Here is a 26,430-nt window from a genome sequence, read left to right as displayed (position 1 = left end):
TTATACTTTAGAGAATGCGTGCCCATCATAGCCAATAAAAATCCCCGTTGTCCCAGCTATAACCGTGGCAACGGGGATTTAGACTAGACGTCGAGGAAGCGAACGTCCTTAGCATTTCTTGTAATAAAGGAACGGCGCGCCGCAACATCATCACCCATCAAAATGGAGAAGAGCTCATCTGCGCGCTGTGCATCTTCCATATCCACGCGGCGCAGAATGCGCACCGAAGGGTCAAGGGTCGTCTCCCACAACTCGCTCGGGTTCATCTCACCAAGACCCTTATAGCGCTGGATGCCGTCATCCTTATTAATCTTGCGCCCAGCAGCTAGACCTTCAGCGAGCAATTTATCGCGCTCGGCATCCGAATACGCAAATCCAGGTTCGCCCTTGCCCCACTTCAACTTATACAAAGGTGGCTGAGCCAAGTAGACGTGTCCCTCGGAAATCAACTGCGGCATAAAGCGGAAGAGCAAGGTTAGCAGCAAGGTCGCAATATGCTGACCGTCCACATCAGCATCCGCCATGAGCACGATCTTGTGATAACGCAATTTCGAGATATCGAATTCGTCGTGGATACCAGTCCCAAGTGCAGTAATAATAGCCTGTACCTCGTTGTTTTTGAGCACCTTATCTAAGCGTGCTTTTTCCACATTGAGGATCTTGCCACGCAGCGGCAAGATCGCCTGATACATCGAGTCACGTCCGCCCTTAGTAGAACCACCAGCAGAGTCGCCCTCGACAATATAGAGCTCGGTCTTACTCGGGTCTTTGGAGCGGCAATCGGCGAGCTTACCGGGCAAGCCACCTAGATCAGTGGCAGACTTCCGGCGCACCATTTCACGTGCTTTACGGGCAGCAAGTCGAGCATGAGCCGAGGAGACAGCCTTGTTGATGATAACCTTGGCTTCTGCCGGATTAGCATCTAGCCAGTCGGATACATGCTCGTATACTGCCTTCTGGACAAATGAGCGTACCTCGGAGTTGCCCAATTTGGTCTTTGTCTGACCCTCAAACTGGGGGTCGCCCACCCGAACGGAGATCACTGCTGCTAAGCCTTCGCGGCAATCATCGCCGGTAAGATTAGCTTCCTTTTCTTTTAGGAGCTTATGTTCGCGGGCGTACTTATTCATCAAAGATGTGAGCGCCGCACGGAAGCCTTCCTCGTGGGTGCCGCCTTCGATGGTGTTAATGGTATTGGCAAAAGTGTGCACCGATTGGGAATAGCCCGAGTTCCACTGCATAGCGATTTCAATCTCGTGATCATCGCCCTTGGCTTCGAAGCCCACAATGGATGGATGCACAGCTGTTTTCGACCGATTAAGGTGGGCCACGTAGTCTTCCAAACCATTCGGATAGTGAAAGACCTTACGCTTTTCCTTTTTCTTCACAGCAGTGGTTTCAGGGGTGGTTTCATCCGCTGCCTGATCGATCTCATCAAGGGAGAGATTGCCTTCTGCCTCGGCAATTTCGTCGAGCTCGATCTCCTCAACACTCGCCCGCTTATCGGTAAGTGTGATGGTCAGGCCTTTATTGAGGAAAGCCATTTCCTGCAACCGACGAGAAATGACCTCAAAGTCGAACTGCGTTGTTTCAAATATCTCAGGATCTGGCCAAAAGCGAACTTTCGTCCCCGTCCCACGAGCATTAGTGCCCTCGATGAGATCTTCTGGAATAGCCTGGTTGAAGTTCTGATACCAATGCTTCCCATCGCGCTTAATATCGGCTTCAACGCGAGTCGAGAGGGCATTGACCACGGAGATACCCACACCATGGAGGCCACCGGAGACCGCGTAGGATTCCGAATCGAATTTGCCGCCAGCGTGCAGCTGGGTCATGACCACCTGGACGGTGGGGGCTCCAGAGGGGTGCATCTCCACGGGGATACCGCGACCGTTATCAACGACCTCGATTCCACCGTCGGCAAGAATTGTCACATCGACCTTGTCGGCATAGCCAGCCATTGCCTCATCGACTGAGTTATCAACGACTTCCCATACCAAGTGATGCAGACCGCGCTCATTGGTCGAGCCGATATACATTCCCGGTCGCTTGCGCACTGCCTCAAGACCCTCAAGGATGGTGATGGATGAGGCGTCGTACCCATGTTCAGCGGTTGCCACGTGAACTAGCACTCCTTCAATTATGTACAGTTAGACTGCTTTATTCTACACTGCCTAGAGCCCTACGTGGTACTACTACGCTTAGGTCTATGCCACCTATATGGGCCGATTTTCACGCCCCATAAAAAATTATCCGTAGGTGTCGCGAGGGCCACGACCTTTGACATGCAGCGGGCCATGGCGCCAACTAGGGGTCTTAGGTCCAAATATTTTCAACTCGGTCACAATATCTGGACCAACTTTGTGGGCGATAGCTTTCAGAATCTCTTTTTGCATCAGGCGCAAATTAGTCGTCCATGCTGTGGAATCACAACTAATAAACAATGTGGTGTCCTTAAGCATTTCTACCCGGGTATGGTGAGCCACTTGATCGCCGACGAGCAAATCCCAGTTGCCCATAATCCAGCCCTTGGCCATACCAGGCTGCCAGCCACGCTTGCTAATTTCCTTGTTAAGAATAGTGCCGAGGCTCTCCAAGCTATACGAGCCATAGGAGATCGCCCTCCCATCGCGACCTGTCGGGCGTCCACGGCGCCGCATATTCACCGCAGTATTCTGGGATCGAGGTTGGGGACGCTGCGGGGCGGCGTGCAAATCGGGAAGGTGTGCTGAGCGTTTCTGAGCCATTTCCCGCATTTTGAGAAAGGCCATCTGCACACAATCATCAGTAGGTTTATCGTCGTCGCGCTCAGCAGCCATTACGGTGACTCCGCTGAGATGACCTGGGCATCCGCCTCAGATTCCGCTGCATATTTTAGCTGGGAGACACGACCAGATTCGGTGTCTTTGACTCCGACTTCAAAGCGCTGCGTGATCGCTTCAAGAAGATTCTCAGGGAGATCTTCAAAGGCTGCTGCAGTAATAAAGACTTGCTCAACCGATTCGGTCAGGGCCACCAACCTGGTGCGGCGTGCCAGATCTAATTCGGAAAACACATCATCCAAAATCAAAATGGGGTCGGTACCAGAGGCCCGAAGTAATTGGAATTCTGCCAGACGCAGGGACAATACCATTGACCACGTTTCCCCGTGACTGGCAAAACCCTTGGTAGGGGCATCACCAAGGAGAAGGTCCAAATCGTCGCGGTGGGGTCCGACGAGACTAAGACCCCGATCGATTTCTTTGTGGCGCTTTGCCGCGAGTTCTACGAGCATTGCAGCTTCAATTAGTTCCGGATCGGTCTCAGTTTCAGCTATTCCTGGCACGCTGGAGCGATAGTGAATATGCGCAGGTCGAGATTGGGGGGCAATGGTGGCATATGATTGTTCAACTAGTGGGTTGAGCTCTGAAACTAAATCCAGGCGAGCAGCTATTAATTCAGCTCCTAAACGTGCTAACTGGTTATCCCAAATATCGAGGGTATCTAGGGTGCCTTGATCGTGCCCGTAGCCGCGACGAAGGTGAGCGCCAGCGGTTTTTAATAAGGTAGTACGTTGTTTGAGTACCTTCTCGTAGTCCATTTTGACGGCGTATAGCCGGGGCCGCAGCGCTTTGAGTATATTGTCCAAATAATTCCGGCGTTCTTGGGGTTCTCCCCGAACGAGAGCGAGATCCTCTGGACAAAAAAGGACGGTGCGAACAACTCCCAATACCTCCCGTGGGGCTTTGAGCTGGGTTCGGTTGAGATGTGCTCGGTTGCTGCCGCTGGAGTTGATGAGTAAATGCACAGTTAATTCCCGGCCATCGTTGACCGCAGTAGCCGAAATCCTGGCATTGTGAGCCCCGTGGCGCACCAGCGGAGCATCCTTAGGGACACGATGGGAACTCAACCTAGCTGCATATCCAATGGCTTCCACAATATTTGTTTTGCCGAAGCCATTGTGGCCGGTAAATAGTGTAATTCCAGGATGAAGACTGATCGACAACTCAGGCCATGAGCGATAATCACGCAGAGAAAGTTCCCGAATATACACATTAACCTCGATCTCTTAGGCAGACTGTGCCAGATCTAGCCTGGTAACCGTACGGGCATCAAGAGATAGGTGAAATCAGTTTCAGGGGTGGGGAACATTCCCTCTTCGTTGGCCTCAGGCATATTCTCCGGCTCTGGAATCAAGATCGCCGGACGTGAAGATTCGGTGAATCCAAAGACTACCCGTGCGGAGCGGATAACACTGAGGCCATCGCGCAGATATGCAGGATTAAAGGCAATAATGAGCTCTTCGTCCGAGCTATAGGAGCAGGGCAATGATTCTTCCGCATGTCCGGAATCCGTTCCACCGGCGGAAAGAATCAGTTCACCGCGGCTAAATTGCATCCGGATCTGGGCGCTACGTTCGGCAACCAAAGAGACACGGCGGATAGCATCCTGTAAGTCTGAGATATTCACACTGGCCATCGAGCGGTGTTCCTTAGGCAGAAGTGGTCCCACATTGGGAAAAACTGCATCGAGGAGGCGTGTGGTGGTTTGGCGGTTATCGACGTGAATACCAAAAAGACCTTCGGCTCCAATGGCATCACCAGTACCAACTGCGATTTCCACCGGCTCGGAAGAGTTAGAGTCCAAGGTGCGAGCATTTTCTTGCAAGTTTTTCGCAGGAATCAGCAATTTAGCCGTTGCTTCTGGACTCTGCGGAGCCCACTGAAAGCGACGCAGGGCGAGTCTAAATCGGTCTGTTGCGGTGAGCGTCACTTCTTCACCGCTGATCTCCATATCAACTCCAGTGAGCATGGGAAGGGTGTCATCGCGACCTGCAGCTACGGCTACTTGGGTTACAGCATCAACAAATAATCTGGGATCAATAGCCCCCGTAGCCTGTGGCAGGGTAGGCAAGGTGGGATAATCATCGAGGGGAATAAGTGGTAATTCAAAGCGTGAAGAACCGCACTCTAATTGCACCGTTGAGCCTTTAACATAAATGTTCACCGGCTTGGTGGGCAACGTGGAGATGATATCCGCTAAGAGTTTTCCTGCGACAGCAATGCGCCCCTTATCCACAACCTGGGCTGGAATGCGAACTTTAGTAGATACCTCGTAGTCGAAACCGGCAACTTCAAGGCCTTCGTCGTCGGCAGTAATTAGCATGGCTCGAAGCACTGGTTGGGTGGGGCGTGAAGGTAGATTACGCGCTACCCATGAGACCGCGCTGGACAAGTCATTTTTTTCAACTTCGAATGACACTACATTGTCGTCCATGTGCTCCCTGATGCTCCCTTGGTTGGAAAAGTATTTAGTCGGCCGTTTGTCATTTGCTGCAGCTCGTTAGCACGTGTCGAGCTTGGCTGAGCATAATGTTAAACCACATCCTAAACCACATCACTGTGATTACTCACGCCGATGGTTGATGGTTTCACTCTAACAAACCTACCTGCCCTTGAGGTTCGTACAAAGAATTTTTGTTATTCGGTTGGCGGTCGCTGAACTCAGTACATTCTTGTTATCCCCAGCTCTTCTTTCTCTTAATAAATTACTAGTAATAAAAGTGGTAACTACAGTAAGTCCTGGCGAAACTGTGGATAAGGGGTCCTTTAGCCAGCTCAGTGAGTAATTCTTCCCTGTGCGCAGGGGTGTTAATAACCTGTTGATAAGTCACCTTCAATGTTGATAACTTTAGGCCTGACGGTTGTCCACAAATCTACTCACATATAACGCCGTGGTAGTCCACAGAATTGCAGGAGTTATCCCCAGATTGTTGTCCTGGGCTTTTCTTGGTGAATAGTGATGAGGTTCACCTAATTACAGCAATGTAATTACACGGGTGTGGATAACTCTGTGGACTCTGTGGATAACGTACTGAAATCGCATTGATCCTTAGTCGGAGATAAAAAGGCCCTCCAGGTCCACACTGTTGCTGTGGACCCGGAGGGCTTGATATCTGGAATATTTAACCCTGCGCCTTCTTTTTAATCAGCGCTGTTAATTTTTCGATCTCATCATAGGTTTGGCGCTTCTGGGTGATCTCCTGTCGGATCTTCTTCTCCGCATAGACCACGGTGCTGTGATCGCGACCGCCGAACTGCTGGCCAATTTGTGGCAAGGAAAGCTCAGTAAATTCGCGGCACAGATACATCGCTAGCTGCCGCGCATGCGCGAGAGGCCGGGATTTCTTAGCCGAGAGTAGTTCACTGATCTCGAAGTTAAAGTATTCGGCAGCCGCCGCCTGGATATGCTGCGCGGTAATCTGTACGTTTTGCTCGTCGGGTAGCAGGTTGCACAAGGCCGCCTCAGCATTATGGATATCAATGCCACTGCTCGTTAGAGAGGCAAAAGCAGCAACACGAATAAAGGCTCCCTCCAATTCGCGAATAGAGGAGGTAAAGCGCGAAGCTATAAGCTCGAGTACGTCACGACTAGCCTGAACACCCTCAGCTTGTGCCTTCTTTTCTAAAATCGCAATACGCGTTTCTAGATCGGGTGGATAAATATCGGCAATAAGCCCGGCCTGGAATCGGGTGCGCAAGCGATCTTCCAAGGTAGTGAGCTGCTTCGGTGGCCGGTCAGAGCTCAGAACGATTTGCTTGCCACTTTGCTGGAGCGCATTGAAGGTGTGGAAGAACTCCTCCTGGGTACCTTCTTTACCCTGCAAAAACTGGATATCGTCGACCATTAAGATGTCGTAGCTGCGGTAGCGTCTTTTAAAAGATTCCTGGCGATCATCACGCACCGAGTTAATATAATCATTGGTGAATTCTTCGCTAGAGACATAGCGTACCTTCAACGCGGGATGGAGCTGCCTGGCATAATTTCCAATAGCGTGCATGAGATGGGTTTTCCCGAGTCCGGAATCTCCCCACACAAACAGTGGATTATATGCTCGTGCTGGCTTCTCGGCGACGGCGATAGCTGCAGAGGTTGGCAATTTATTGGAATCGGAGACCACATAATTGTCAAAGGTATAGCGCTCATTAAGATTTGAGGCCTCATCAATACGCGGGGTGGAAGAATCTCGATTGAGCAGGCCAGCGTTGTGATCCGTGGCTGATGATTCCGAGCGGGGGCGAGCAGAGGTCGCGTCGAGTGGAGCGAGGTTGTCACCTCCCATGAGCATGGTTTGCTGCCCGATAATCGCATCGCGTTCTGCTTTGCGGGGGGCTTGAACGGCGGCGCTTACAGCAGTGGGGGTTGAGTGCTCTGGTTTTTCTTCGGAGCTAAGCTGATAAGCAGGTTGAGCTCGAGGAGAAGTTTGGTCAACCACTGCTTGGGGAGCCTCGGATATGCGCTGGGGGGTTGCGGTGCCCTCGTCGACGACCACTCCTATAGTGGTCAAAAAGCCGGTACGGCGTTCGATAATCTCGCGAATCGGGGATACGAGATATTTCTCAATATAGGTCTTAGCACCCTCTGAGGAGGTGGCAATGAGAGTAAAACCGTTATGAATGAGAACTATGCGCGATAATTCAAGATAAGCGCGCTCGCGCCGTCCCACATGGAGTGCACTGTCAGAGTCACCACTGGTGAGCTCATCAATGATGGCATGCCAAGTTTCCTCATTATCCTCTGTATTCGCTGCATGGGCAGTCACGGTTATAGGTCCTTACAGTGTTCGATAGGCAGCAGTTCTTCGCCCTTGACGTCAAGACTAAAATCACGAATTTCAGTCAGGCACAAGCAAAGGTGATGCCCCCTTGGCTATGGGTGTGGCGCTATTAAAGGGACACGAGATTTTCTCCCGGTACCAGTTGCCGCCTGCTCACTAGTCGGGCACGAGTACCCGTCTATTGAGTTGTTGTCACAATTATCCCTTGCAACAAAGGGCTGGAAACTTCAGACGCGTCAGAGAAGATTTCCCCAATGACACGGTTGTCATCTACAGCCCCATCCACAATCACCGTTGAGATTTATCTAGCCCATGACCACGTCTTCCACAGGTTTATCCACAGCTGTGGATAAACCTTGGGGTCATCTCCCCGAAAAGTTATCCACAACCTAGATGCGTGGGTGTTGATAACTTTCTTGGTGAAAGAAATCGCCGTGACCTCGATAAACCTCGGAATTTGTGGAAACTATAAACCTTAAGTTTAAAGTTATCCACAGTCCTGGGGATAACAGGGTGTGGGATTGCATTCGCTGGATACTATTGTTACCGCTTCCAAGCCGAGGTGTCTAACTCGTACTTTCACTATCCAATATATTTCCTCAGCTGCGTCTTAATTTATTGGGTACCGTGGCGCCATGGCGGATGGAAGATAATGAATCAACCTGTGGATAAACCCTTTGGTGGCATAAAAGTCCAAGGTTAATTACAACTTTGATATTCCGAGGGTATTAAGGGGGTACCCGCGTGTCGATTTGGTTTCATCCCCGCGATTCACGTACCCTTAGTTGGTCTAACACAACGCTTTCTAGCCAGAACCTTGTCTAGATGGCCTTGTGCTTAAGAAGCGAACACCTGCTGGTTGTCAGCAGAATGCTCATAATTCTCCGAATATTCGTCCGCGAATATCTTTGGGGAATGACTGCTTCTTAAATAACCATCATCCAACTTTTTGGGATGAACTTTTTAAAAAGAGGGGCTGTGCCACTGCAGTCTGGGCTCATAGCGATGTCCGTATAGGCTTATAAAATCCTGCCCCCTTATGAAAAGTTTTTCCTGCGTTAACGTATTGAGGAGTATCACCGTGACCAAGGGCAAGCGGACGTTCCAACCGAACAACCGTCGACGCGCTAAGAAGCACGGCTTCCGTATCCGTATGCGTACTCGTGCCGGCCGCGCAATTGTGGCCGCACGTCGTCGCAAGGGACGCGCAAAGCTGACCGCTTAATTTTTATATAAGCGCATAGCGTAACATTCGAACGGTGCTTCCACAGCAGCATAAAATAACCTCTTCTGAGCAGTTTCGTCACACTATTCGGAAAGGTAAACGTGCAGGTGGGCGCACCGTTTTGGTGTATTATCACCAACCTAGCATTCCAGATATGGATGACGCTGATACCCGAGCGACTTCTTTGTTATCCTTAGCCTGTCCCGTTGCCGGGCTCATCGTCTCTAAAGCCGTGGGCAATGCAGTGACTCGACATGCCGTCAGCCGCAAACTACGTCATATTCTCCGACCCATCATGCCTACGCTCCCCCGCGGATCTGCAGTCGTTATCCGAGCCCTCCCAGCCTCTGCGACCGCTGATTATCACAGCCTCGAGCGCGATATTATCAAGGCATTGTCAAAATTAGGACAGATATATCCCTCTACTGGCGCACAGCTAAACTAGAGCATATGGTTTCGTTTCTTCGCGCCGGTGCTCTTGGTGCTATTCGCTTCTACCAGCGCTATCTTTCGCCGCTGAAGGGTGGATCGAGCTGCCGATTTGAGCCTAGCTGCAGCGCTTATGCGCTCGGGAGTTTTCAGCACTACCATCCCGCCAGGGCGCTTGTGATGAGCTTGATTAGACTAGCGAAATGTGGTCCCTGGCATCCTGGTGGATACGACCCTGTGCCCTAATGAGGCCGGAGTATTGCAGTGTGCAGCCCAACGCTATAAGCCTAACCCTGCAAGAACCACACGATAAGCCTAACCCTGCAGGCACAATGCTTAAGGAAATGTCCTGCTTAATTCTGCGCTCGGGAAGAGATTTATTTATCTCCTCGTTCGGCATTGGGCTTGTTTCGCGGTAGAATCCCGAGGGATAACCAAAAAACTCACGCGTGTGGCAACGCGGAGACCACGGGCAGGTCCTGCTTTTTCTCTAAAGCGGGGCTGGTCCTCACCATGTTCTTATATGACCAACACCTTGAGGAGTCTTGACTCACCGTGCTCAACTTCATCTATTGGCCAATTTCGGCCATCCTCTGGTTTTGGCATAAGGCCCTCAGCTTTGTGCTAAACCCCGATTCCGGCCTGTCGTGGGTGCTGGCGATCGTGCTGCTCACCTTCACCATTCGTATGCTTCTGGTGCGTCCGACGCTGAAACAAATGCGATCCATGCGCAAGATGCAAGAGATGCAACCGCGCATGCAGGAAATTAGAACTAAATATAAAAACGACCAGCAGAAAATGATGGAAGAAACCCGCAAGATGCAGAAGGAGATGGGTGTTAATCCCATCGCGGGTTGCTTGCCTATTTTGGTACAGATGCCGGTATTTATTGGCCTCTTCCACGTCCTGCGCTCCTTTAACCGCACTGGTTCAGGGGTGGGACAAGTAGGTTTGTCCTTCGAGGCCAACCGCCAAACGCCGAACTATATCTTCTCTGCCAGCGATGTTCAGTCTTTCCTCGACGCGAGGCTTTTTGGGGTTCCGTTATCTGCGTATATCTCCATGCCCCAGGAGATGTATAAGGCCTTCCAGCCGGTCGACTTCACCAGGACCAATATTATTTTGGTAGCGGCACCGTTGATTGTGATTATTGCTTTCGCAATTCATATGAATGCGCGTATGAGCATTGATCGACAAAAAGCCCGTCTTGCTTCGGGGCGGCAAAAGCCTTCAGGCAATAACCAAATGCAAGCTCAGATGGATATGATGAACCGCATGATGTTGTGGGTCTTCCCCCTGACTATCTTAGCTACCGGTGTGGTGTGGCATATAGGTCTCTTGTTCTACATGGTGTCGAATAATATTTGGACCTTCTTCCAGCAGCGCTATGTTTTTGCCAAGATAGACGCCGAAGAGGATGCAGAGATTGCCGCAAAGCAAGAAGCCAAGCGCGCCACCGCTCCTCGCCCAGGCCAGAAGCCGACGAATCAGAAGAAGCGTAAGGGCAAGAAATAATCGCTTTTCATTGGAGGCCGCTGTGAACACATACCGTTCACAGCGGTCTTGTACTTTCGCAAGAAGATTGTTTAGCTCGTAAACGTGTAAGGTGAAAAAATGCTAAGATCCCCCAGCTCAAGGAGAGACCTACGTCGTGGATAACCAATTAGACTTCGACCCCACTCCCCCATCAATTGCCGGTGAGGTCTTCGTCCACCACATGGAAAAGGCACAGCGCTATCACCAGCTCCTAGCCACGATGGGATTGGAGCGCGGGTTTTTGGGGCCGCGTGAATTACCTCGGCTGTGGGATCGACATATCCTTAACTGCGCGGTGATCGGAGAGGCCATTAAGCCAAATATGAGGGTGGCTGATATCGGTTCCGGTGCCGGTCTCCCAGGGATCCCTCTGGCAATAGCTCGTCCCGATCTTGATATCGTGCTGATAGAACCGCTTCTTAAGCGCTCTGAATTTCTCAAATATGTTGCCGTGGAGCTCGATCTCAATAATATTTGGGTACTTCGCGGTCGAGCAGAGGAAAAAGAGGTCCGCAGAGAAGTCGGTGGTGTTGATATAGTAACGTCGCGCGCGGTAGCTCCTCTCGGTAAGCTCGCTGGGTGGTCGTTGCCGCTCGTTGACAAAGGCGGCCGGATGTTGGCTCTTAAGGGTAGCTCAGTCCACGAGGAAATAGAGCGAGATAAGCGGGTGATTACCAAAGCTGGGGGCGCTGATATCAAAGTTTTTACCGTAGGAGAGATACTCCCAGAACCAACAACGGTGGTGTCTATTAGGAAAAATCGGTCTCGCTAGTAACGATGCGGTGCTTGGACGTGGCATTGATTATCTGAATCATCTGGCTAAGCCGAGGGAGAGACACTAAGGTTAAGATCAGCATAATTGTGGCAGAAAGGTCTGGAAAAAGTCGGATACCATGGATGAAATGAAATGGGAAGATACCCCCGTCGCCGCTGCCGCTAGACGAGCAGCGCAAGTCTTGACCCCACATTCGCTGTCCCTCCCCAAACCGGCTTCTCCCCGTTATATCACCGTGGCCAACCAAAAAGGCGGAGTGGGTAAAACCACCTCATCAGTTAACCTCGCCGCGGGGCTAGCTCTTAACGGCCTTAAAGTCCTCGTTGTTGACCTCGATCCGCAGGGAAATGCGTCGACAGCACTGGGGGTCGAACACCGCGCGGGCACCAATTCCAGCTACGAACTTCTCATCGGTGAGTGCACCGCCGAGCAAGCGATGGTGCAATCCACAGCGAGTGAAAACCTGTGGTGTATCCCAGCTACTATTGATCTGGCTGGTGCTGAAATCGAATTAGTCTCTATGGTCAGGCGGGAATATCGATTGAGCGATGCCCTCAATTCCCCCTTTATTCGAGATAGCGGTTTTGATTATATTTTCATCGACTGCCCACCCTCCTTGGGTTTGCTCACTATTAATGCCATGACCTCGGTCAACGAAGTCCTAATTCCTATTCAATGTGAGTACTACGCGCTCGAGGGTGTAGGTCAGTTGCTCAATAATATTTCCATGATTAGGCAGCACCTCAACCCACGCCTGCATATTTCAGCGATCTTATTAACTATGTATGATGCTCGTACCAAGCTCGCCGAACAGGTCACAGAGGAAGTACGTTCGCACTTCGGTGAGGTGGTTATGCGGACGAAAATCCCGCGTTCGGTGAAGGTCTCGGAGGCCCCTGGTTATTCGCAGACGGTATTGCACTATGATCCAGGCTCTCGGGGTGCTCTCGCCTATCTTGATGCCGCCCAAGAATTAGCTGAGCGAGGCGATTACCTTCCCTCCGCTGATTCCGGTGCTGTGGGAGTGAAACCCTCCGCTTAAATGGAGACTCTTCCCCCACCCACGAAGACTGTTTTAGGGTTTGTGAAAGGAATAGATAGAGATGGCGCAGCAAGAATCACGTAAGGGCGGACTTGGCCGCGGTTTGGCCGCTTTAATTACATCTACCCCAGATTCCCGATTGGGGGCAGATGCCACCGATATTCTTCTTGGTCGATCCGCCGCACCAGCCGAGCGTGACGCCAGTGGCGCGAAGGTTAACCCGATTCTGGCCGAAGCTGCCGCTCAGGATGCATCGCCCGTGGCGGAGGAGGAAGTAGATTTCGGCGCGCAGTACCGTGAGATTCCTATTGGTTTAGTGATCCCTAACGCAAAAAACCCGCGCCAGGCTTTCGATGAAGAAGATCTTGGGGAGCTAGTTCATTCCATTAAAGAATTTGGTCTGCTCCAACCTATTATTGTGCGCGCTCATCAGGGACGCTTTGAAATTATTATGGGCGAGCGGCGTTGGCGTGCCGCTAGTAAGGCGGGGTTGAAGAAAATCCCCGCGATTATTCGCGATACCGACGACCAAAATATGCTCCGCGACGCGCTCTTGGAAAATATTCACCGCGTACAGCTAAATCCTCTCGAAGAAGCAGCCGCCTATGAGCAACTACTGGTGGAATTTTCGGTGACTCAGAATGAACTGGCTGATCGCCTCGGTCGCTCCCGCCCGATGATTACCAATATGCTGCGTCTACTCAAGCTCCCAGTCGCCGTGCAAACCAAAGTTGCGGCCGGGGTTTTATCTGCTGGCCATGCCCGAGCTCTTTTGGGTCTAAAAGATAAGCGGCAGGAACAAGAACGCCTCGCTGAACGCATTGTGGCGGAAGGGATGAGTGTACGAGCGACTGAAGAAGCAGTCGTCTTGCTCAATCGAGGGGAACAACCGCAGCCGAAAAAGACCAGAGAGAAGGCTCAGACTCCGGAATTTTTCAACCAAGCAGCCGAGCACCTGGCCGATAACCTCGACACCAAAGTATCGGTGACGGTAGGCAAGCGGAAGGGCAAGATCGTGGTGGAATTTGGCGGCCGCGAGGATTTTGATCGCATTATGGCCCTGATTGCCGGAGGCAACGAGCGGCACTGATCGATGGCTAAAATTCTCAGAGCCATTGATATGGAGGAAATTGCCCATCTCCATCCTCGCACCGCTTCCGGTTTGTTCTGGGAGCTTAGTCCGCATGCACTCAGAGAATTTCGCGGTGATCCAGTTTTGGAAAAAGAAGCGTGGCTGATGCAGTCCCTTCTGCAACTGGGTCGGTGCGGATTAAATTATCGGCTTGAGCACACCTTGGAATATTCAGCCCAGGCCACACTATTATTCACTCCCGGTGATCGGGTTCCAGGTCAGGTGGTTTTCCCTACCGCTCCGGTTTCCCCAGAGGCGTGGCTGATTAGCTCAGTTCATATACACCCGTTGCTGAAAGATACCGGCTTGGAAGCGACTCTCATCGCAGCAGCGTGTAGTTATCTTAGCCAGGAAAAGATTCCCGCGGTCGAAATATATGGGTACCATCCAAGAGCCTTAGCAGCAAAGGATAAGGAAGATAGGGGAGACAAGGAGGTGACGGCGCGTATTGAAGATTTTGGGCTTGTTGAGGTCAATATCGCACAAAGCTGCGGTTTTAAAATCCATCAACCGCATCCAATATTTCCGCGTTTGCGCCTTAAACTACCCGCCCCGCAAAGAGAATGGGAACTCTCCGGCGTCTCGCAGCTTGTTGTTAGGGTTTAGCCTTCGAGCAGTTCTTGCTTGAGCAATTCAGAGAATTTGAAGGTTCCCGTTGGCTGGTCGTCTTGATCCATGAGATAGAGCCTTTTGACGGAAACAACGATAGCCTCGGCGATATCATCACGCTTTTTAGGATTACTTAAAATGCGCACATCACCAGGATTACTGAGATACCCTGGAAAGATTTCCACACACGTCATCTGTGTCATGCGTAAAAGATCCCATGTGCGCGCGTGATTACCACAATTGACAAGCTTGGTTCTAGCTGCAATTTCACGCTGGATATAGCCAGAGAGCTTCTCGCCAATCATGGAGTAATTTCCAGATTCGGAACCAAAATAGAAGGTGGCACAGCCGGAAGCTTGCTCATTGGGATAGTGATCTGCCTGTAAACAGATCATCAGATCGGCTTGGAAGGAATTGGCTATAGCCACACGTTCAGCATGGGTGAGATCGCTATTGCGCGGTCGGGAAATGATAACGTCCATTCCGGCTTCGATCATGCGTCCCTCAATGCGAGTGGCAAGGTCCCAAATGAGCTCTTCTTCGGTGATCTCACCGTAAATACCGCGTACAGTCACACCTTTATTAGGCCCACCGAGGCCGGGGTCAATAACGACGCGTTTGCCTGCAAGTTGGGGCCCCGCATCGCGGACACGCTCGCGCTCGCGCAGCTGGTTCGGGGAACCCCCAGTAATCCGGCGACCAAGAAGTCCAAGAGAGTCGATGGTTTCTGGGCCGCAAATTCCATCGATATTGAGCCCGTAGTTGAGTTGATAATTTGCAAGCGCATCATGGGTCATCGGACCGAAATGACCGTCGAGGCGATCGGTGTAGAAGCCTAGTTCCTGGAGCTGTTGCTGAAGTTGGTAGACATCATCGCCGATCATATGATTGTGCTCTTGATACGCGAGAACGCGAACTCCTAGCTGGTAGGAGGCTTCTCGCAGCACGCGCAGAGTAGTTTCGGTAATTTCGCCCGAGGCGATTAAGCCACGGGATTGCTGGAAGCCACGCAGCGCCTCTTGGAGATCGGAATCGAAATATGTATCGGACTCTTCGAAGATATGGTCAGTGCTGAGATCATCACGGAAGGACGTGAGGTGTCCGAGTCGGGCTAGTGCTGCTCGCACCTCTGCCACTTTCGGGTTTTTATCCCCGACCCTTATGACTGTGGACACTCTCATCCTTCCCATCGTGCTATCTACGTGTGAGCGATACCCTAGATCTAGCGTATCGACGGCTCATCATAGGATAGCATTTAGAGATGCTTTTGAAGCATTGCCACGATGTCTGACTTCTTGCGACCTCCAACGAATTCGTCGACCTTCTCGCCATTTTTGAAGATCAATACCGTAGGAATCGACATAATCTGGAACATTGCGCCTAAGTTACGCTCAGCATCCACGTTGACCTTGGCTACGGTGACGTGGTCACCCATCTCGGCAGCAATCTCATTAAGCACAGGGCTAAGCTTTTTACAGGGGCCGCACCATTCTGCCCAGAAGTCGACAAGGACGAGTTTGTCAGACTCGGTGACAACGGAGCGGAAGGTGGATTGGGTGACATCAATAGGTTGGGACATAAAAGACCTTTCTTATCTAACTAGGTTTTATAGGTTTTATTGGGTGAGTGTACCCAGGAAGTGTTCGGCATCAATAGCCGCGCGGCAGCCGGTTCCCGCTGCAGTAATGGCCTGCTGATAGTGACGATCAACAAGATCGCCGACCGCAAAAACACCAGGGATATTAGTGCGGGTCGAAGGCTCGTCGACGATTACATAACCTGACTCGTCGCAGGTGACGGTATCTTTGAAGAGGGCGGAGCGGGGATCATAACCGATGGCTACGAAAAGGGCGGTGACATCGAGATGTGATACCTCGCCCGTAATGGTATCGGTGAGTTCCACATTGCTGACTTGCTGATCTCCGTTGACCTTGCTGACAACCTTATTGGTTAAGAAGGTGATCTTGTCATTATTGCGGGCACGTTCGAGCATAATGGCGGAGGCGCGGAATTCTTCACGGCGGTGAATAATGGTCACACTCTTACCAAATTTAGTGAGGAAAAGGGCCTCCTCCATTGCGGAATCACCGCCACCAACCACAGCGATATTGTGGTCGCGGAAGAAGAAGCCATCGCAGGTAGCACACGCTGAGACGCCGCGGCCTAGGAGTTCTTTCTCCCCTTCCACTCCGATATAGCGAGGGGCGGAGCCGGTGGCGAGAATGACGCTCTTGGCTTGGTACAGGGTGTCATCGACCCAAACCTTTTTGATCTCACCGTCTAGCTCGACCTTGGTTACTTCTTCGCTGATGAGCTGAGCTCCGAAGCGCTCGGCTTGACTGCGCATATTTTCCATGAGCTCTGGGCCCATGATTCCGGCGGGGAAGCCAGGGAAGTTTTCGACTTCGGTTGTGGTCATCAGGGAACCACCGTATTCATATCCTTCGAATACGAGCGGATGAAGTTCGGCGCGGGCTGCATAGAGTGCTGCGGTATAGCCTGCGGGACCGGAGCCAATGATGATCACGTTGTGGATATCTGCCATAGTGCTGTTCTTTCGTCGAAGTGGTGAGTAATCAACCTTATTCTAGCGTTTATAACCCAGACTATAGATGAAAGATTTTATATAGGCAATACCAATCATAAGTGAGCTGCTGTCAAGCTTAGAGAACCCGGTATTGTAGAATTTCCTTTAACATCCTTCGACCTCGAGCCCGTCGGGATTTTATGGTCCCAGGGGCCACCTGCAGGATCTCGGCGGCCTCACTAACAGAATGCTCCGCGAAATCTATGAGCACTAAGGCAGCACGGTGCTCCGGGGGAAGGAGGTCAAGAGCGCGTTGCATTTCCTCGCTTAGATTCATCCTATCGATCAGTTCGGCGAAAGGGTCGAAGCTCATCGCTGCTTCCACCTCGGCATTAAATTCCGCGCGATCGGCGCTGATAACGCTATGAGTATGCTTCCGATTGTGGTCATAGCTGGCATTGGCAACTAAGCGATGCAACCATGTGGATAACTTGGAATCCCCCCGAAAACCCGAAAGATTCCGTGCGGCCCGTAAGAGTGCATCTTGCAAGATATCCTCGGCATCGGCTTCCGTACGAGCATATTTGCGAGCCACATAGCGCAAATGACGTTCATGTTTGCCTACAATCTCGGCGAAAGCAGCATCAGATCCAGCAAGATAGTCGGCAACCAAGACTTCATCGGCTTGAGCTTCCAAGGCAGCGCTGGCACGCTCGACAGAATTGCGGGTAGTTGCCTCATCATGCTGGTGGGAACGAGCCATAGCTGGACTTTCGGTTCACGGCGGGCATCCCTCATCGGCACCAGAGAGAGGATGGTAAAAGCATCACCGTTTTCTTATATGTTGGGAAGTATCAGTGCACTTTTTTGCTAGCGCTTCATGAAAGGTATAGCAACGGGGGTATCAGTGCACGCATATGCTTTATATTCAGCTATTTATTAAAAACAACTGAGAAATTTACTGATGTCTGTAGATCGGATACAGGTGGATTGGCACTAATTTTTCTCACAACCAAACTCCATAAATGGGAATACAGCGAAGAATCTGGTGAGTACATCACAAGAGAACAATGAGTACAACAAGATGGGAGCTCCACGATGATATCGGCGGGGTAGGTCAAAAAAATCAAAAAGAACCTCCGTAAAAATATGGAGGTTCTTTTTGATATTTTTCTTCTTAGGGCATTCCCACTACTTGGAGCTCTTTGATCTCTACACCCTCGGCTTCGCCTTTAATAGAGCTGACCAGGACGAGTAGCTGTTTGATGTGTGTAGAGGAATCAATATCGACACTCGCCCGCGTTTTATCCACACTGAGCTCAGCTAAGATATTTCTTGCCAAGAGATCGTTGAGGTTAGTTTGAGCCCCGATGGGATTATTGTCGCGCACCCCAAAGACCTGCAGCCTAAAGCCCGGAGTAGGGCTATTGACCACGAGTCGGTTGATCTCACTGGCTGCTGCCAGATTAATAATAACCGCCTCATCTGCCTGGGCCTTCCATATAGTCTCTGGATTACCATCGGCAGCAAAGGATGCAGTGGCATTGCTATCTCTCCACGGATAGGCCGACTCCACGGCCAAGATCAGCGAAGGTTTGGCTATCTCAGAGCTTATAGGTGCAAGCTCCTCAGCCTTAATGGGGGCCTGCTCGTTGCCACTATTGAGTACGGAGGTAATATACGCGGTAATGATCGCGGCCAGCACCACCATTGAGGTAGCACCGACAAGGACGGCTGTGGTAGCACCGCGCCCATACCCTTTACGGCCGAATCCACCCACAGGCGACTTAATCTCTCGGGGGGCCTTTTGAGCGGTCACCTGGAGGGTTTGGGTATCACCTGGCTCAGTTGGCTCAGAGAGCTTCTTTAGGTACTTCTCATAGGCTCCGGGCATCTCCTCGAGGTCGCCCTCTAAGAGCTCTCTAATATCTGATGGGGCCTCGTCGTTGATCAAGATGCCTAAGGCGGTGCGCAGAGATTTCAAATCTTGCTCGTGGGTAGCGTCGGCCAGAACGGCTGGGAAAGCGAGCACCGCTACCCCATCGGTATTCACCCGAATTCGAGCCCTATTATCCAGGCCCAAGGTCTTCTTGCCAGCAGCAGCCACCAACGGCGCCAGTGCGAATACCACCGCCTGGGGATCCTGCTGATCGGGATCGCTAGCGAGCTTAGCGAGCGGAGTTCCGTGCACCCAATCGGCGATGATCAAACACCCATTACGGTAAGAGCGAACCTCAATATTTTTTGCGATACTGTCGCTCTTTAAGCCGGCAAGTGCGAGGGTTCTCACTTTGACTCGATCGGCAGCATCAGCGGCCGCTGCAGGACTCAGCGGCGCCATTGGGGTGAGCCCAGAGGTATCAACGAAGGTCAGGGATACCTCGCGTCCCGTCCGCTTCTCCATAGCCCGCCAGAAGCGAACTCCCGGGGCGGATCCGTGATCGACCAGGAGCCGGAAACTGCCATCGCTGACTTCAGCGCCTGGAACCAGTCGCGGACCCCGAACGATACCCGCAGACATTGGCGGCGGTACAGGGGTGGCGTTGAAAGTATCGTCAATATAATTCGGTTGTTCCACTTTCAACTCCTGGGCACTCAGATGGGAAATCTTAGCCGGCTCGCTCGGCTGGATAATTCGGTTCACTCCCGGAATTCGGGCCAGTAGCTGAGCCAATTTCTTTACTTCGGGCAACTGGGAACGCGAGAGAACTAAGCCCGTCATTGCGAGGAAAACAATCCCCGCAATGGTTAATTGGACAAGATAACCAACCGACCCCAAGGCGTCAAAGAGCTGACCAGCCGCCAGATCGATAGCTTGGCTGAGGGCAAAAGCGATCAACCCACCTAAGGAACTAGCTGCGAGCGCCCACGCACAGGTGCGAATAATATCTCTGGTGCCTAGATGGCCCAATTTCCGCCTGAGTAAAAAGGCTCCAATCACAGCGCCAGCAACAAAGCCAAAACCATTGGCAGCACCGAGGAGGATCACTACCCGCGACGGTGACGTGGCAACAATGGGAGCCAGCAGCGAAAGCGCAATTTTCGTCCCCGTTATACCAGCGATAATAAAGGTTGGGGTCCACGCTTCCTCGCGCGCATAAAAGACCCGCAGGTGCAGAAGAACAGTGGCATAGGGTAAAAGAGTGAAGGCCGAGAAGCTCAAAGTCCAGCCCAAGATGGTCGCCTCAGGGCCGGCGAATTGCCCATAGGCGAAAAGGCCACGGGCAATCCAGGTTCCAAAGATAGTAAAGAAAACAATGATCGGAATCAGCGCAATATAGGTGAGCTTGGAACCTATGATGAGATCTTGGGTGACCGCCTTATCGTCTCCATCAGCAGCATTGCGCGAAAGCCGCGGCATAATGGCAGTGAGCAGGGTAACACCAATAATGCCATAGGGAACTTGCAATAATAGCCACGCCTGCTGGTAAATATTTGGCGCCGCCGCATCCGCCACAGAGGCGATACGGGTAGTGACGATATAGCCCAACTGACTGATGGCGACATAGAAAATAATCGCCGCGGCCATGCCCCCGAATTGCTTCAAGCGAGCGTCAATGCCCCACAGCGGTTTGAGGGAAATATTAGTGCGGCGAATATACGGAAATAGTATGAGAGCCTGCACAACCACACCGACTGTGGTGCCAATACCCAAGAGCATCACATGTATGTCAAGAGCTCCGGCTGGTTGCTCGGGAGTTAATTCCCCAGGAACAAACCAATAGGCGCCCATGACGGCAAGCACAATGAGATTATTCACCACCGGCGCCCAGGCGCCTGGCTTGAAGATCCCCTTGGTATTGAGAATAGCCATTAAGAGTGCAAAAATGCCGTAGAAGAAAATCTGTGGCAAGAGCCAGTAGGCAAAGCCGGTGGATTGGACGATATTGACCTTACCGTCGCTACGCAATGCCATTTGCACAAGATAGGGGGCGGCAATAACGGCAATCAGGGTAATCGACCCTAATAACGTTACCGCAAGAGTAAACAGGCGCCTGATAAAAGCCTCTCCCCGATCGGGATCTTCTTTTTCGGCGCGCACCAATACGGGGACCACAAGGGAGGTCAGCACCGCGCCCAGAACGATCTCAGTGATCAAATTGGGCAATGTATTGGCGGTATTAAAAGCCGAAGCGATCGCCCCACCTAAGGTGGCGGTGATGATCACATTGCGCAAAAAGCCAGTAATCCGGCTAAAGAGCGTGGCTATAGCCATCGACCCTGAGGAGCGTACCACCTCGGCGTCATCGGCTTTATATTCAGCTTTTCTTTCGGCCTCGAGCAGTGAGGTTGAGCGCGGCTCCTGTGTGTGATGAGGAGCCTTCTCCTCACCTCCACGTGGTGGCATTAGAGGGGTGCCGGGCTCGTTCGCGGCAGTTAAGCTTCTTAGCGGCCGATCGTCCTGGTGCCCATCAAGCTTATTGAGGTGATTGCTCACGCCATTCTCCTTAGCTGAAGAAGGTGGAAAGATCCCGTCGCCCCTCACCGTGGAGAAACTAGGGAAAAGTCTCAAAGAGACCATCTTCCTCCGTAGTTCTAGAAAAATGGAAATCGTAGCGGGGTTAACCGTTGCCCCCACTAGCTAATCCGAAGAACCTTGAACTAGATCATTTGTCACGTCTAAATTCCGCCAGAAGGCTGGGGAAAATTCGCCCGATAAGAACGATAACGAGAGCTAGTAGCACATAACCGGCGAAGCCTGAAGTACCAGATAATCCCGATCGGGTTTGTACACCCATGGTCACGGACTCAGATATGGCGTCATTGGTATTTGTGGTCAACCACATACGAAGATCTGCTCGTCGAGACTCCACAGCCTCCAGATTTGCATTCATCGAGATCGTAATCGAGCCCTTTGCGGGGATAAGAATCTCCCGCGGAATTCCAATCTTCGCCTCGTTGGGCCCACTATAGGCAAGCCTGGCATCGACAGGTAGCGGTAAACCATTTTGAGCCACAACAAGAAGCGGTGATGAATCCGAGGTTCTTGTGAAAACATTTCCTGGTGGAATAAGGCTCACCGAATTCCTCAGTTGTGCCAGAGTCTCCCGGGTGGCGGCAATGAGGTTCCTAATATCCTCACTATGCTCATCGAAACGCGCTATAGATTGGCGCCCCTCTAGGGTAAAAGAGCGGATCACATCTCGGCGTAAGGGCTCAGTAAACTCATAAGGGCTCAAGGAGATAGCGGAATCGCTAATCATCAAGCGCGTGAGGTTATCTATAGACGATACTAAACCTTTAGCCGCTAATAGCTCGGTGTCAGCTATTTGAGCGGGATCGGGAAAAGGAGAGGAAACAGCTACGAACTCTTCCGCTTGATCCAAAGCTTCTTGCTCTTGAGGGAGCGGGGTGATCACGTTCAGTAAGTTGCGCGGTTGGGCAGCTCGATCTCTGAGTAATTCAGCAGCAGTATCCAACCACGGTTGCCCACTATCTATATTGCTCGGCAACGGCACCACCAATGGTTGGGAATCTTCTTCTGTGCGCTGGGAGATACTTAAACGAAGTATATTTGATGCTGTATTACTGCGAGCTACTAGTGAATCCTGGCGGAAATCATAGCGGTGCGAATCAGGGGTATAACTCATGGTGAGTGGATCTGGTGCGCTATGTGCAAAACTTGAGGCTACTAAACTATCGAATCCGGCGGCTCGAATTCCTGGTGCTAAGGGGGCAAATCGTCCACTAGTTTGCGGGAAAGAGTTATCGGCTAGCAGTACTGTGATGGGACGCTGTGGAAGGGGTGCAGTAGTAGTATCAGTATCCTTCGGTTCCCGTGCATTCCACGCCGTTGCGAGATCAGTAGGCATCTGATTGTTATTGGTAGGGGTGGAATAATCAGCCCAGCCGAGGGAACTAATGGTTGTGGGTTCAAGATAACCGCTTGCGGGAATAACAATATCTGGTGCCGGATTTACGCCCAGTTCGCGCCTGAGGATCAGAGCACCCTGATCCAGCGCTTCGCGCATGAGCCAGCTATCCCCTAGCTTTGCTAGTCCGTTGATATCGGTATTAGCCCACGGTAGTGCCACCACACAAGAGGTGGTACTTAGAAGTGCTTTGAGTTCTGCAAGCCAGCGTGCGGCGTCGTCTGAGGCGCTACCAGGGATGGAATCGATATCTTGGTCGGCAAAAAACCATGAATCGCGCAGGCGTAGATTCTGTGAGACTGAACTCGGGCGTTCTGTGGCAATGCGATAGCCCTGAGTCATCCTCGATACGGTATCTATAAGCTGTGGATCAAGGGCGATACAACTAGCTTCTTTCAAAGCTGGCTCTCTGTCTGTGACCGTGCGGAAGTCTTTGACTATTGTGCTCAGCCGCCCATCGGGGGCAAGCTGACGAGCGAGATTTTCGCTGCGCATAATAAGCGGCGCGCGTTCTTTCCCAGCTTCCCCAGTTTCCCCGCCGAGAATATCAACTACGGCAGTAATGGGATAGATCAGGGTAAGTCCGGGTGCTCGCTCGGGATTGTCAGTTTCCTCTTCCTTTGCATCCTGAGGAGTACGAGGAGTACTCGGATCTGCCGCGACGTTGAGGAGAAAGCGCTGGGATGAATATCGTTGCCCTGAGGTAGTATTTTGTACTCCAAATAATAAAGGATAGATACCTGGGCGAATAATATCGAATCCACCAATCGCCTGCGCTGCGGTGGGGATTTCAATATCGATATGGCGCGTCTCTCCCGGCACAATCGGACCGTCAATATCAATAGTATTAGCAAAGAATGGATAAGCTTCTTGGCTCAGAGCTGGAAGTTCAAGAGCCTGGTTAACGCTTCTGGGTTCCGCTGCCCGTTTTGGAACAATAATGATATTGTCCATCTCGCTATCCGTATTATTGCGCACCGATAGAGAGACCTGGAGGACTTGCCCAAAGGAGATCTGAGCTGGTGCTCGATCGAGACTTATTGCTAGATCTGGCTCTCGCTTATCAACCCGCGGGCTTTGGCCCACCCAGGTTCCTAGTGCCGCCGGGTTGTTTGGAGAATGAGGCAGCGGGTTGGCCAGCGCACTTGTGGGGGCGAGCATACTAAGGGTCAGCGCAATACCGAGAGCCAGGCGACACGAGTGAGGAGAGGATGGTTTCATCGGGGCGTCATCCGTCCTTCCTGCGCCTCCGTGCGGGCTAAATCGGGGAGCATCCGAAGCGCGATCTTGGCCAGCTTACGCTCATCGGCATACGCAAAATACTCAAGGAGTGCTGAGGCTGGTATCCACGCGACCTCGGTAACCTCAGGATCTTCGTCGTTAAGAACTCCATCTTGATAACGCAGCAGGTAGTGGTAAACAGTCTTATGAATACGCGTATTATCCGAAACGAACCAGTAGCTAATTTGTCCGAGAGTGGCAAAGACCTCGCCGAGAATGCCGGTTTCTTCCCACACTTCCCGTGCCGCTGTTGCTTCGATATCTTCGTGCTCTTCCACATGGCCTTTAGGCATGGACCATAAAAGGCGCCCGCGCCGATCCTTGCGCCCGATGAGAGCCACATAGATCTTTGACAGATCTACTCGCCCACGGTGATCGACAGCCTCTGCAAGCCCGGAGATGACGAGCCCCCCAGCGGAGGTCTCCATTCGTTTCATCATCCGGTGAGCTTCGGGTGGTCGCTTTGGCCCACGACGGTTGGTACTGCGCCCACCCTGGCGGCGGCGCCCCTCCCCTCGCTTCCGTATTGTCGCTTTTTGGGTGCGCTTAGGTTTTGGCTTCTCCTTGGGCTTATCCTTCTTAGTCAACCGCGCCCGGTGTGCTAGAGAGTTGGGGGTGAGTATTTCTTCACTACTCAGTCTTGGGAGGATAGTATCCGCAGTGCGCGCATGAATTTGGGATTGTCCACTCTGTGAAGGAGAACCCTGAGGTGATGATAGAGAAGACATCTCTTCAGACTCCATTCCTTGACGGTGCGGTCACTATTAATGACAATGTGGTTTATGTCAGATCCTCCAGCCCTTCGGTGCAAGGGTTGTAGATATCATCGTTGGTATTTTTAATGTCGAGCATTATTTTATCTGTCTTTAGCATAGACCACGAACACGGTAGACTTACCCAGCGTGACTATCCCCCCTAATCAGCAGAAAACCCTCGAACTACCCTTCACCACAGAGGCGGCAATTAGCCAACTTAATAAAGCCCTGCAGCCGCTCTTTGCAGATATAGTGCCCTTAGCCGAAAAATTTCACCAAAGGGGATATACCTTATACCTCGTGGGCGGATCGGTGCGCGATGCGCTCATGAATCGGTTGGGCAATGATTTGGACTTCACTACTGATGCCCATCCCGAGATCGTTTCTGAGATTTTACAGGACTACGCTGATGTGGTTTGGGATACCGGTATTGACTTCGGAACCGTCTCGGCCGAAAAGGCTGGACAGCAAATTGAAATTACCACCTTTCGCGCTGATCTCTACGATGGGCACTCGCGAAATCCAGTGGTGCACTTCGGATCGACTCTGGAAGGGGATCTGATCCGCCGCGATTTTCGGTGCAATGCGATGGCGGTTGAAATTACTGCGGAAGGTTCTCTAATTTTTCATGACCCCATGGGTGGGCTTAAGGACCTTAGTCAAAGGAGGATCGATACTCCAGCCAGCCCAGAGGAGAGCTTCCATGATGATCCCTTACGGATGTTGCGTGCGGCTCGCTTTGTCTCGCAGTTGGAATTCGAACTCGCTCCCCGAGTGCGTCATGCCTTAACCCAGATGGCCTCCCAATTGGAGCGGATAACCGCGGAGCGGATCCAGGTGGAGCTAGATAAATTAATGCTCGGTCGCATACCTTGGGAAGGCGTCGATGTCATGGTGGATACTGGTCTCGCCCAGTACTGCTATCCCGAGTTATTAGAATTACGCATGACTCAAGATGAGCACCAGCAGCATAAAGATGTTTATGCGCACTCGCTTCAGGTGTTACGACAAGCTATTGATCAAGAAGAAGTCCCCGACTTGGTATTACGTTGGGCTGCTTTAGTTCATGATATTGGTAAACCCGAGACTAGGGCCTATGACCAAAATGGGAGAGTTAGTTTTCACCAACATGAGGTTGCGGGTGCGCGCTTGGTGCGTCGCCGGATGCGGGCACTGAAATACTCGAAGGCGATGATCAAACAGGTCAGCCAATTGGTCTTCCTGCATATGCGCTTCCACGGCTTTAATGAAGGTAAGTGGACTGATTCAGCAGTGCGTCGGTATGTCAATGACGCTGGCGATCTCCTGCCCCGGCTGCACAAACTGGTTCGAGCGGATTGCACAACGCGCAATAAGAAAAAGGCGCAGCGTTTACAACGCATTTATGATCATCTAGAAGAGCGTATCGCTGAGATTGCCGAAAAAGAAGATCTTGCCCGAGTTCGCCCCGATCTTGACGGCAACGCCATTATGGACTTGCTTGATTTACAGCCGGGCCCCGACGTTGGTCGAGCATGGGCCTATCTGAAGGAATTACGGTTGGAATTGGGCCCTCTGGAGCCAGAGTTGGCTAGCAAGTATTTGCTGGCGTGGTGGGAGGAACGGCAGTCTGCCTCCTAGTCTCATAGAATGGTAAGAAAAAGAGACTC

At 51.7% G+C, this 26,430-nt stretch carries 21 protein-coding genes; 9 read left to right on the top strand and 12 right to left on the bottom strand.

Going from position 1 to position 26,430, the window contains the following annotated elements:
* Positions 1–83: 83 nt before the first annotated feature.
* The 5 genes from gyrB to dnaA all read right to left on the bottom strand — a co-directional run bounded on the left by gyrB (position 84) and on the right by dnaA (position 7,582).
* Positions 84–2,120, bottom strand: a complete 2,037-nt coding sequence (gene gyrB / locus NXS13_RS07170) for a DNA topoisomerase (ATP-hydrolyzing) subunit B (RefSeq protein WP_259079415.1) — start codon at positions 2,118–2,120, stop codon at positions 84–86.
* A gap of 129 nt (positions 2,121–2,249) precedes the next feature.
* The gene (locus NXS13_RS07165; RefSeq protein ID WP_259079422.1) at positions 2,250–2,819 is read right to left on the bottom strand and encodes a DciA family protein; all 570 of its coding nucleotides are present in this window, start codon (positions 2,817–2,819) and stop codon (positions 2,250–2,252) included.
* On the bottom strand, positions 2,819–4,033 hold the full coding sequence (recF, locus tag NXS13_RS07160; RefSeq protein ID WP_259289543.1) for a DNA replication/repair protein RecF: 1,215 nt from the start codon (positions 4,031–4,033) through the stop codon (positions 2,819–2,821). Before recF ends, NXS13_RS07165 begins: the two co-directional genes overlap by 1 nt.
* A gap of 35 nt (positions 4,034–4,068) precedes the next feature.
* Positions 4,069–5,256 (bottom strand): DNA polymerase III subunit beta, encoded by a 1,188-nt coding sequence (gene dnaN, locus NXS13_RS07155; protein WP_259079437.1) that lies wholly within the window; start codon positions 5,254–5,256, stop codon positions 4,069–4,071.
* Positions 5,257–5,944: 688 nt separating this feature from the next.
* Complete coding sequence (gene dnaA / locus NXS13_RS07150) at positions 5,945–7,582, bottom strand: chromosomal replication initiator protein DnaA (RefSeq protein WP_259079446.1); 1,638 nt, start codon at positions 7,580–7,582, stop codon at positions 5,945–5,947.
* A gap of 1,096 nt (positions 7,583–8,678) precedes the next feature.
* On the opposite strand from dnaA, the gene rpmH reads away from it, so the two are divergent.
* The 8 genes from rpmH to NXS13_RS07110 all read left to right on the top strand — a co-directional run bounded on the left by rpmH (position 8,679) and on the right by NXS13_RS07110 (position 14,342).
* Complete coding sequence (gene rpmH / locus NXS13_RS07145) at positions 8,679–8,822, top strand: 50S ribosomal protein L34 (protein WP_083987655.1); 144 nt, start codon at positions 8,679–8,681, stop codon at positions 8,820–8,822.
* Between the two features lie 34 nt (positions 8,823–8,856).
* The gene (gene rnpA / locus NXS13_RS07140) at positions 8,857–9,267 is read left to right on the top strand and encodes a ribonuclease P protein component (protein ID WP_259289542.1); all 411 of its coding nucleotides are present in this window, start codon (positions 8,857–8,859) and stop codon (positions 9,265–9,267) included.
* 5 nt (positions 9,268–9,272) lie between these two features.
* Positions 9,273–9,497, top strand: a complete 225-nt coding sequence (gene yidD, locus NXS13_RS07135) for a membrane protein insertion efficiency factor YidD (RefSeq protein ID WP_259289541.1) — start codon at positions 9,273–9,275, stop codon at positions 9,495–9,497.
* Positions 9,498–9,806: 309 nt separating this feature from the next.
* On the top strand, positions 9,807–10,766 hold the full coding sequence (gene yidC, locus NXS13_RS07130) for a membrane protein insertase YidC (RefSeq protein ID WP_259079473.1): 960 nt from the start codon (positions 9,807–9,809) through the stop codon (positions 10,764–10,766).
* Between the two features lie 202 nt (positions 10,767–10,968).
* Positions 10,969–11,559, top strand: coding sequence for a 16S rRNA (guanine(527)-N(7))-methyltransferase RsmG (gene rsmG, locus NXS13_RS07125; protein WP_259079651.1), 591 nt, complete (start codon positions 10,969–10,971; stop codon positions 11,557–11,559).
* Between the two features lie 121 nt (positions 11,560–11,680).
* Positions 11,681–12,604, top strand: coding sequence for a ParA family protein (locus NXS13_RS07120; RefSeq protein WP_259079475.1), 924 nt, complete (start codon positions 11,681–11,683; stop codon positions 12,602–12,604).
* Positions 12,605–12,665: 61 nt separating this feature from the next.
* Positions 12,666–13,694 (top strand): ParB/RepB/Spo0J family partition protein, encoded by a 1,029-nt coding sequence (locus NXS13_RS07115; RefSeq protein ID WP_259289540.1) that lies wholly within the window; start codon positions 12,666–12,668, stop codon positions 13,692–13,694.
* Between the two features lie 3 nt (positions 13,695–13,697).
* A complete protein-coding gene (locus NXS13_RS07110; RefSeq protein WP_259079484.1) occupies positions 13,698–14,342 on the top strand; it encodes a hypothetical protein in 645 nt (214 codons plus the stop codon).
* Here NXS13_RS07110 and NXS13_RS07105 read toward each other — a convergent pair.
* The 7 genes from NXS13_RS07105 to NXS13_RS07075 all read right to left on the bottom strand — a co-directional run bounded on the left by NXS13_RS07105 (position 14,339) and on the right by NXS13_RS07075 (position 24,754).
* Positions 14,339–15,520 (bottom strand): N-acetylmuramoyl-L-alanine amidase, encoded by a 1,182-nt coding sequence (locus tag NXS13_RS07105; RefSeq protein WP_259079485.1) that lies wholly within the window; start codon positions 15,518–15,520, stop codon positions 14,339–14,341. The genes NXS13_RS07110 and NXS13_RS07105 overlap by 4 nt on opposite strands.
* 80 nt (positions 15,521–15,600) lie before the next feature.
* Positions 15,601–15,924 carry a thioredoxin gene (trxA, locus tag NXS13_RS07100; protein ID WP_259079491.1) on the bottom strand — a complete coding sequence of 108 codons (324 nt, stop codon included), beginning with the start codon at positions 15,922–15,924 and terminating at the stop codon, positions 15,601–15,603.
* A 36-nt stretch (positions 15,925–15,960) separates the two neighbouring features.
* Positions 15,961–16,890, bottom strand: coding sequence for a thioredoxin-disulfide reductase (gene trxB / locus NXS13_RS07095; RefSeq protein WP_259079493.1), 930 nt, complete (start codon positions 16,888–16,890; stop codon positions 15,961–15,963).
* 118 nt (positions 16,891–17,008) lie between these two features.
* On the bottom strand, positions 17,009–17,635 hold the full coding sequence (locus NXS13_RS07090; RefSeq protein WP_259079499.1) for a sigma-70 family RNA polymerase sigma factor: 627 nt from the start codon (positions 17,633–17,635) through the stop codon (positions 17,009–17,011).
* A gap of 414 nt (positions 17,636–18,049) precedes the next feature.
* The gene (locus NXS13_RS07085) at positions 18,050–21,220 is read right to left on the bottom strand and encodes a murein biosynthesis integral membrane protein MurJ (protein ID WP_396125076.1); all 3,171 of its coding nucleotides are present in this window, start codon (positions 21,218–21,220) and stop codon (positions 18,050–18,052) included.
* Between the two features lie 259 nt (positions 21,221–21,479).
* Positions 21,480–23,966 (bottom strand): DUF6049 family protein, encoded by a 2,487-nt coding sequence (locus NXS13_RS07080; protein WP_259079500.1) that lies wholly within the window; start codon positions 23,964–23,966, stop codon positions 21,480–21,482.
* Positions 23,963–24,754, bottom strand: coding sequence for an NUDIX hydrolase (locus NXS13_RS07075; RefSeq protein WP_259079502.1), 792 nt, complete (start codon positions 24,752–24,754; stop codon positions 23,963–23,965). Before NXS13_RS07075 ends, NXS13_RS07080 begins: the two co-directional genes overlap by 4 nt.
* Positions 24,755–24,988: 234 nt before the next feature.
* Here NXS13_RS07075 and NXS13_RS07070 point away from each other — a divergent pair, with 234 nt between their 5' ends.
* Entirely contained in the window at positions 24,989–26,401 is a 1,413-nt protein-coding gene (locus NXS13_RS07070; RefSeq protein ID WP_259079660.1) for a CCA tRNA nucleotidyltransferase, read from the top strand.
* Positions 26,402–26,430 lie beyond the last annotated feature (29 nt).

It is taken from the genome of Corynebacterium sp. ES2730-CONJ, from assembly GCF_024834055.1.
Taxonomy (GTDB): domain Bacteria; phylum Actinomycetota; class Actinomycetes; order Mycobacteriales; family Mycobacteriaceae; genus Corynebacterium.
This window is presented reverse-complemented; position numbering and strand designations above follow the sequence as displayed.

Bases quoted from the DNA above. Each gene is read 5' to 3' on its own strand.
- NXS13_RS07165 (WP_259079422.1), bottom strand. From the start codon at position 2,819: ATGGCTGCTGAGCGCGACGACGATAAACCTACTGATGATTGTGTGCAG.
- dnaN (WP_259079437.1), bottom strand. From the start codon at position 5,256: ATGGACGACAATGTAGTGTCATTCGAAGTTGAAAAAAATGACTTGTCC.
- yidD (WP_259289541.1), top strand. From the start codon at position 9,273: ATGGTTTCGTTTCTTCGCGCCGGTGCTCTTGGTGCTATTCGCTTCTAC.
- rsmG (WP_259079651.1), top strand. From the start codon at position 10,969: ATGGAAAAGGCACAGCGCTATCACCAGCTCCTAGCCACGATGGGATTG.
- NXS13_RS07120 (WP_259079475.1), top strand. From the start codon at position 11,681: ATGGATGAAATGAAATGGGAAGATACCCCCGTCGCCGCTGCCGCTAGA.
- NXS13_RS07115 (WP_259289540.1), top strand. From the start codon at position 12,666: ATGGCGCAGCAAGAATCACGTAAGGGCGGACTTGGCCGCGGTTTGGCC.
- NXS13_RS07110 (WP_259079484.1), top strand. From the start codon at position 13,698: ATGGCTAAAATTCTCAGAGCCATTGATATGGAGGAAATTGCCCATCTC.
- trxA (WP_259079491.1), bottom strand. From the start codon at position 15,924: ATGTCCCAACCTATTGATGTCACCCAATCCACCTTCCGCTCCGTTGTC.
- trxB (WP_259079493.1), bottom strand. From the start codon at position 16,890: ATGGCAGATATCCACAACGTGATCATCATTGGCTCCGGTCCCGCAGGC.
- NXS13_RS07090 (WP_259079499.1), bottom strand. From the start codon at position 17,635: ATGGCTCGTTCCCACCAGCATGATGAGGCAACTACCCGCAATTCTGTC.
- NXS13_RS07085 (WP_396125076.1), bottom strand. From the start codon at position 21,220: ATGCCACCACGTGGAGGTGAGGAGAAGGCTCCTCATCACACACAGGAG.
- NXS13_RS07080 (WP_259079500.1), bottom strand. From the start codon at position 23,966: ATGAAACCATCCTCTCCTCACTCGTGTCGCCTGGCTCTCGGTATTGCG.
- NXS13_RS07075 (WP_259079502.1), bottom strand. From the start codon at position 24,754: ATGTCTTCTCTATCATCACCTCAGGGTTCTCCTTCACAGAGTGGACAA.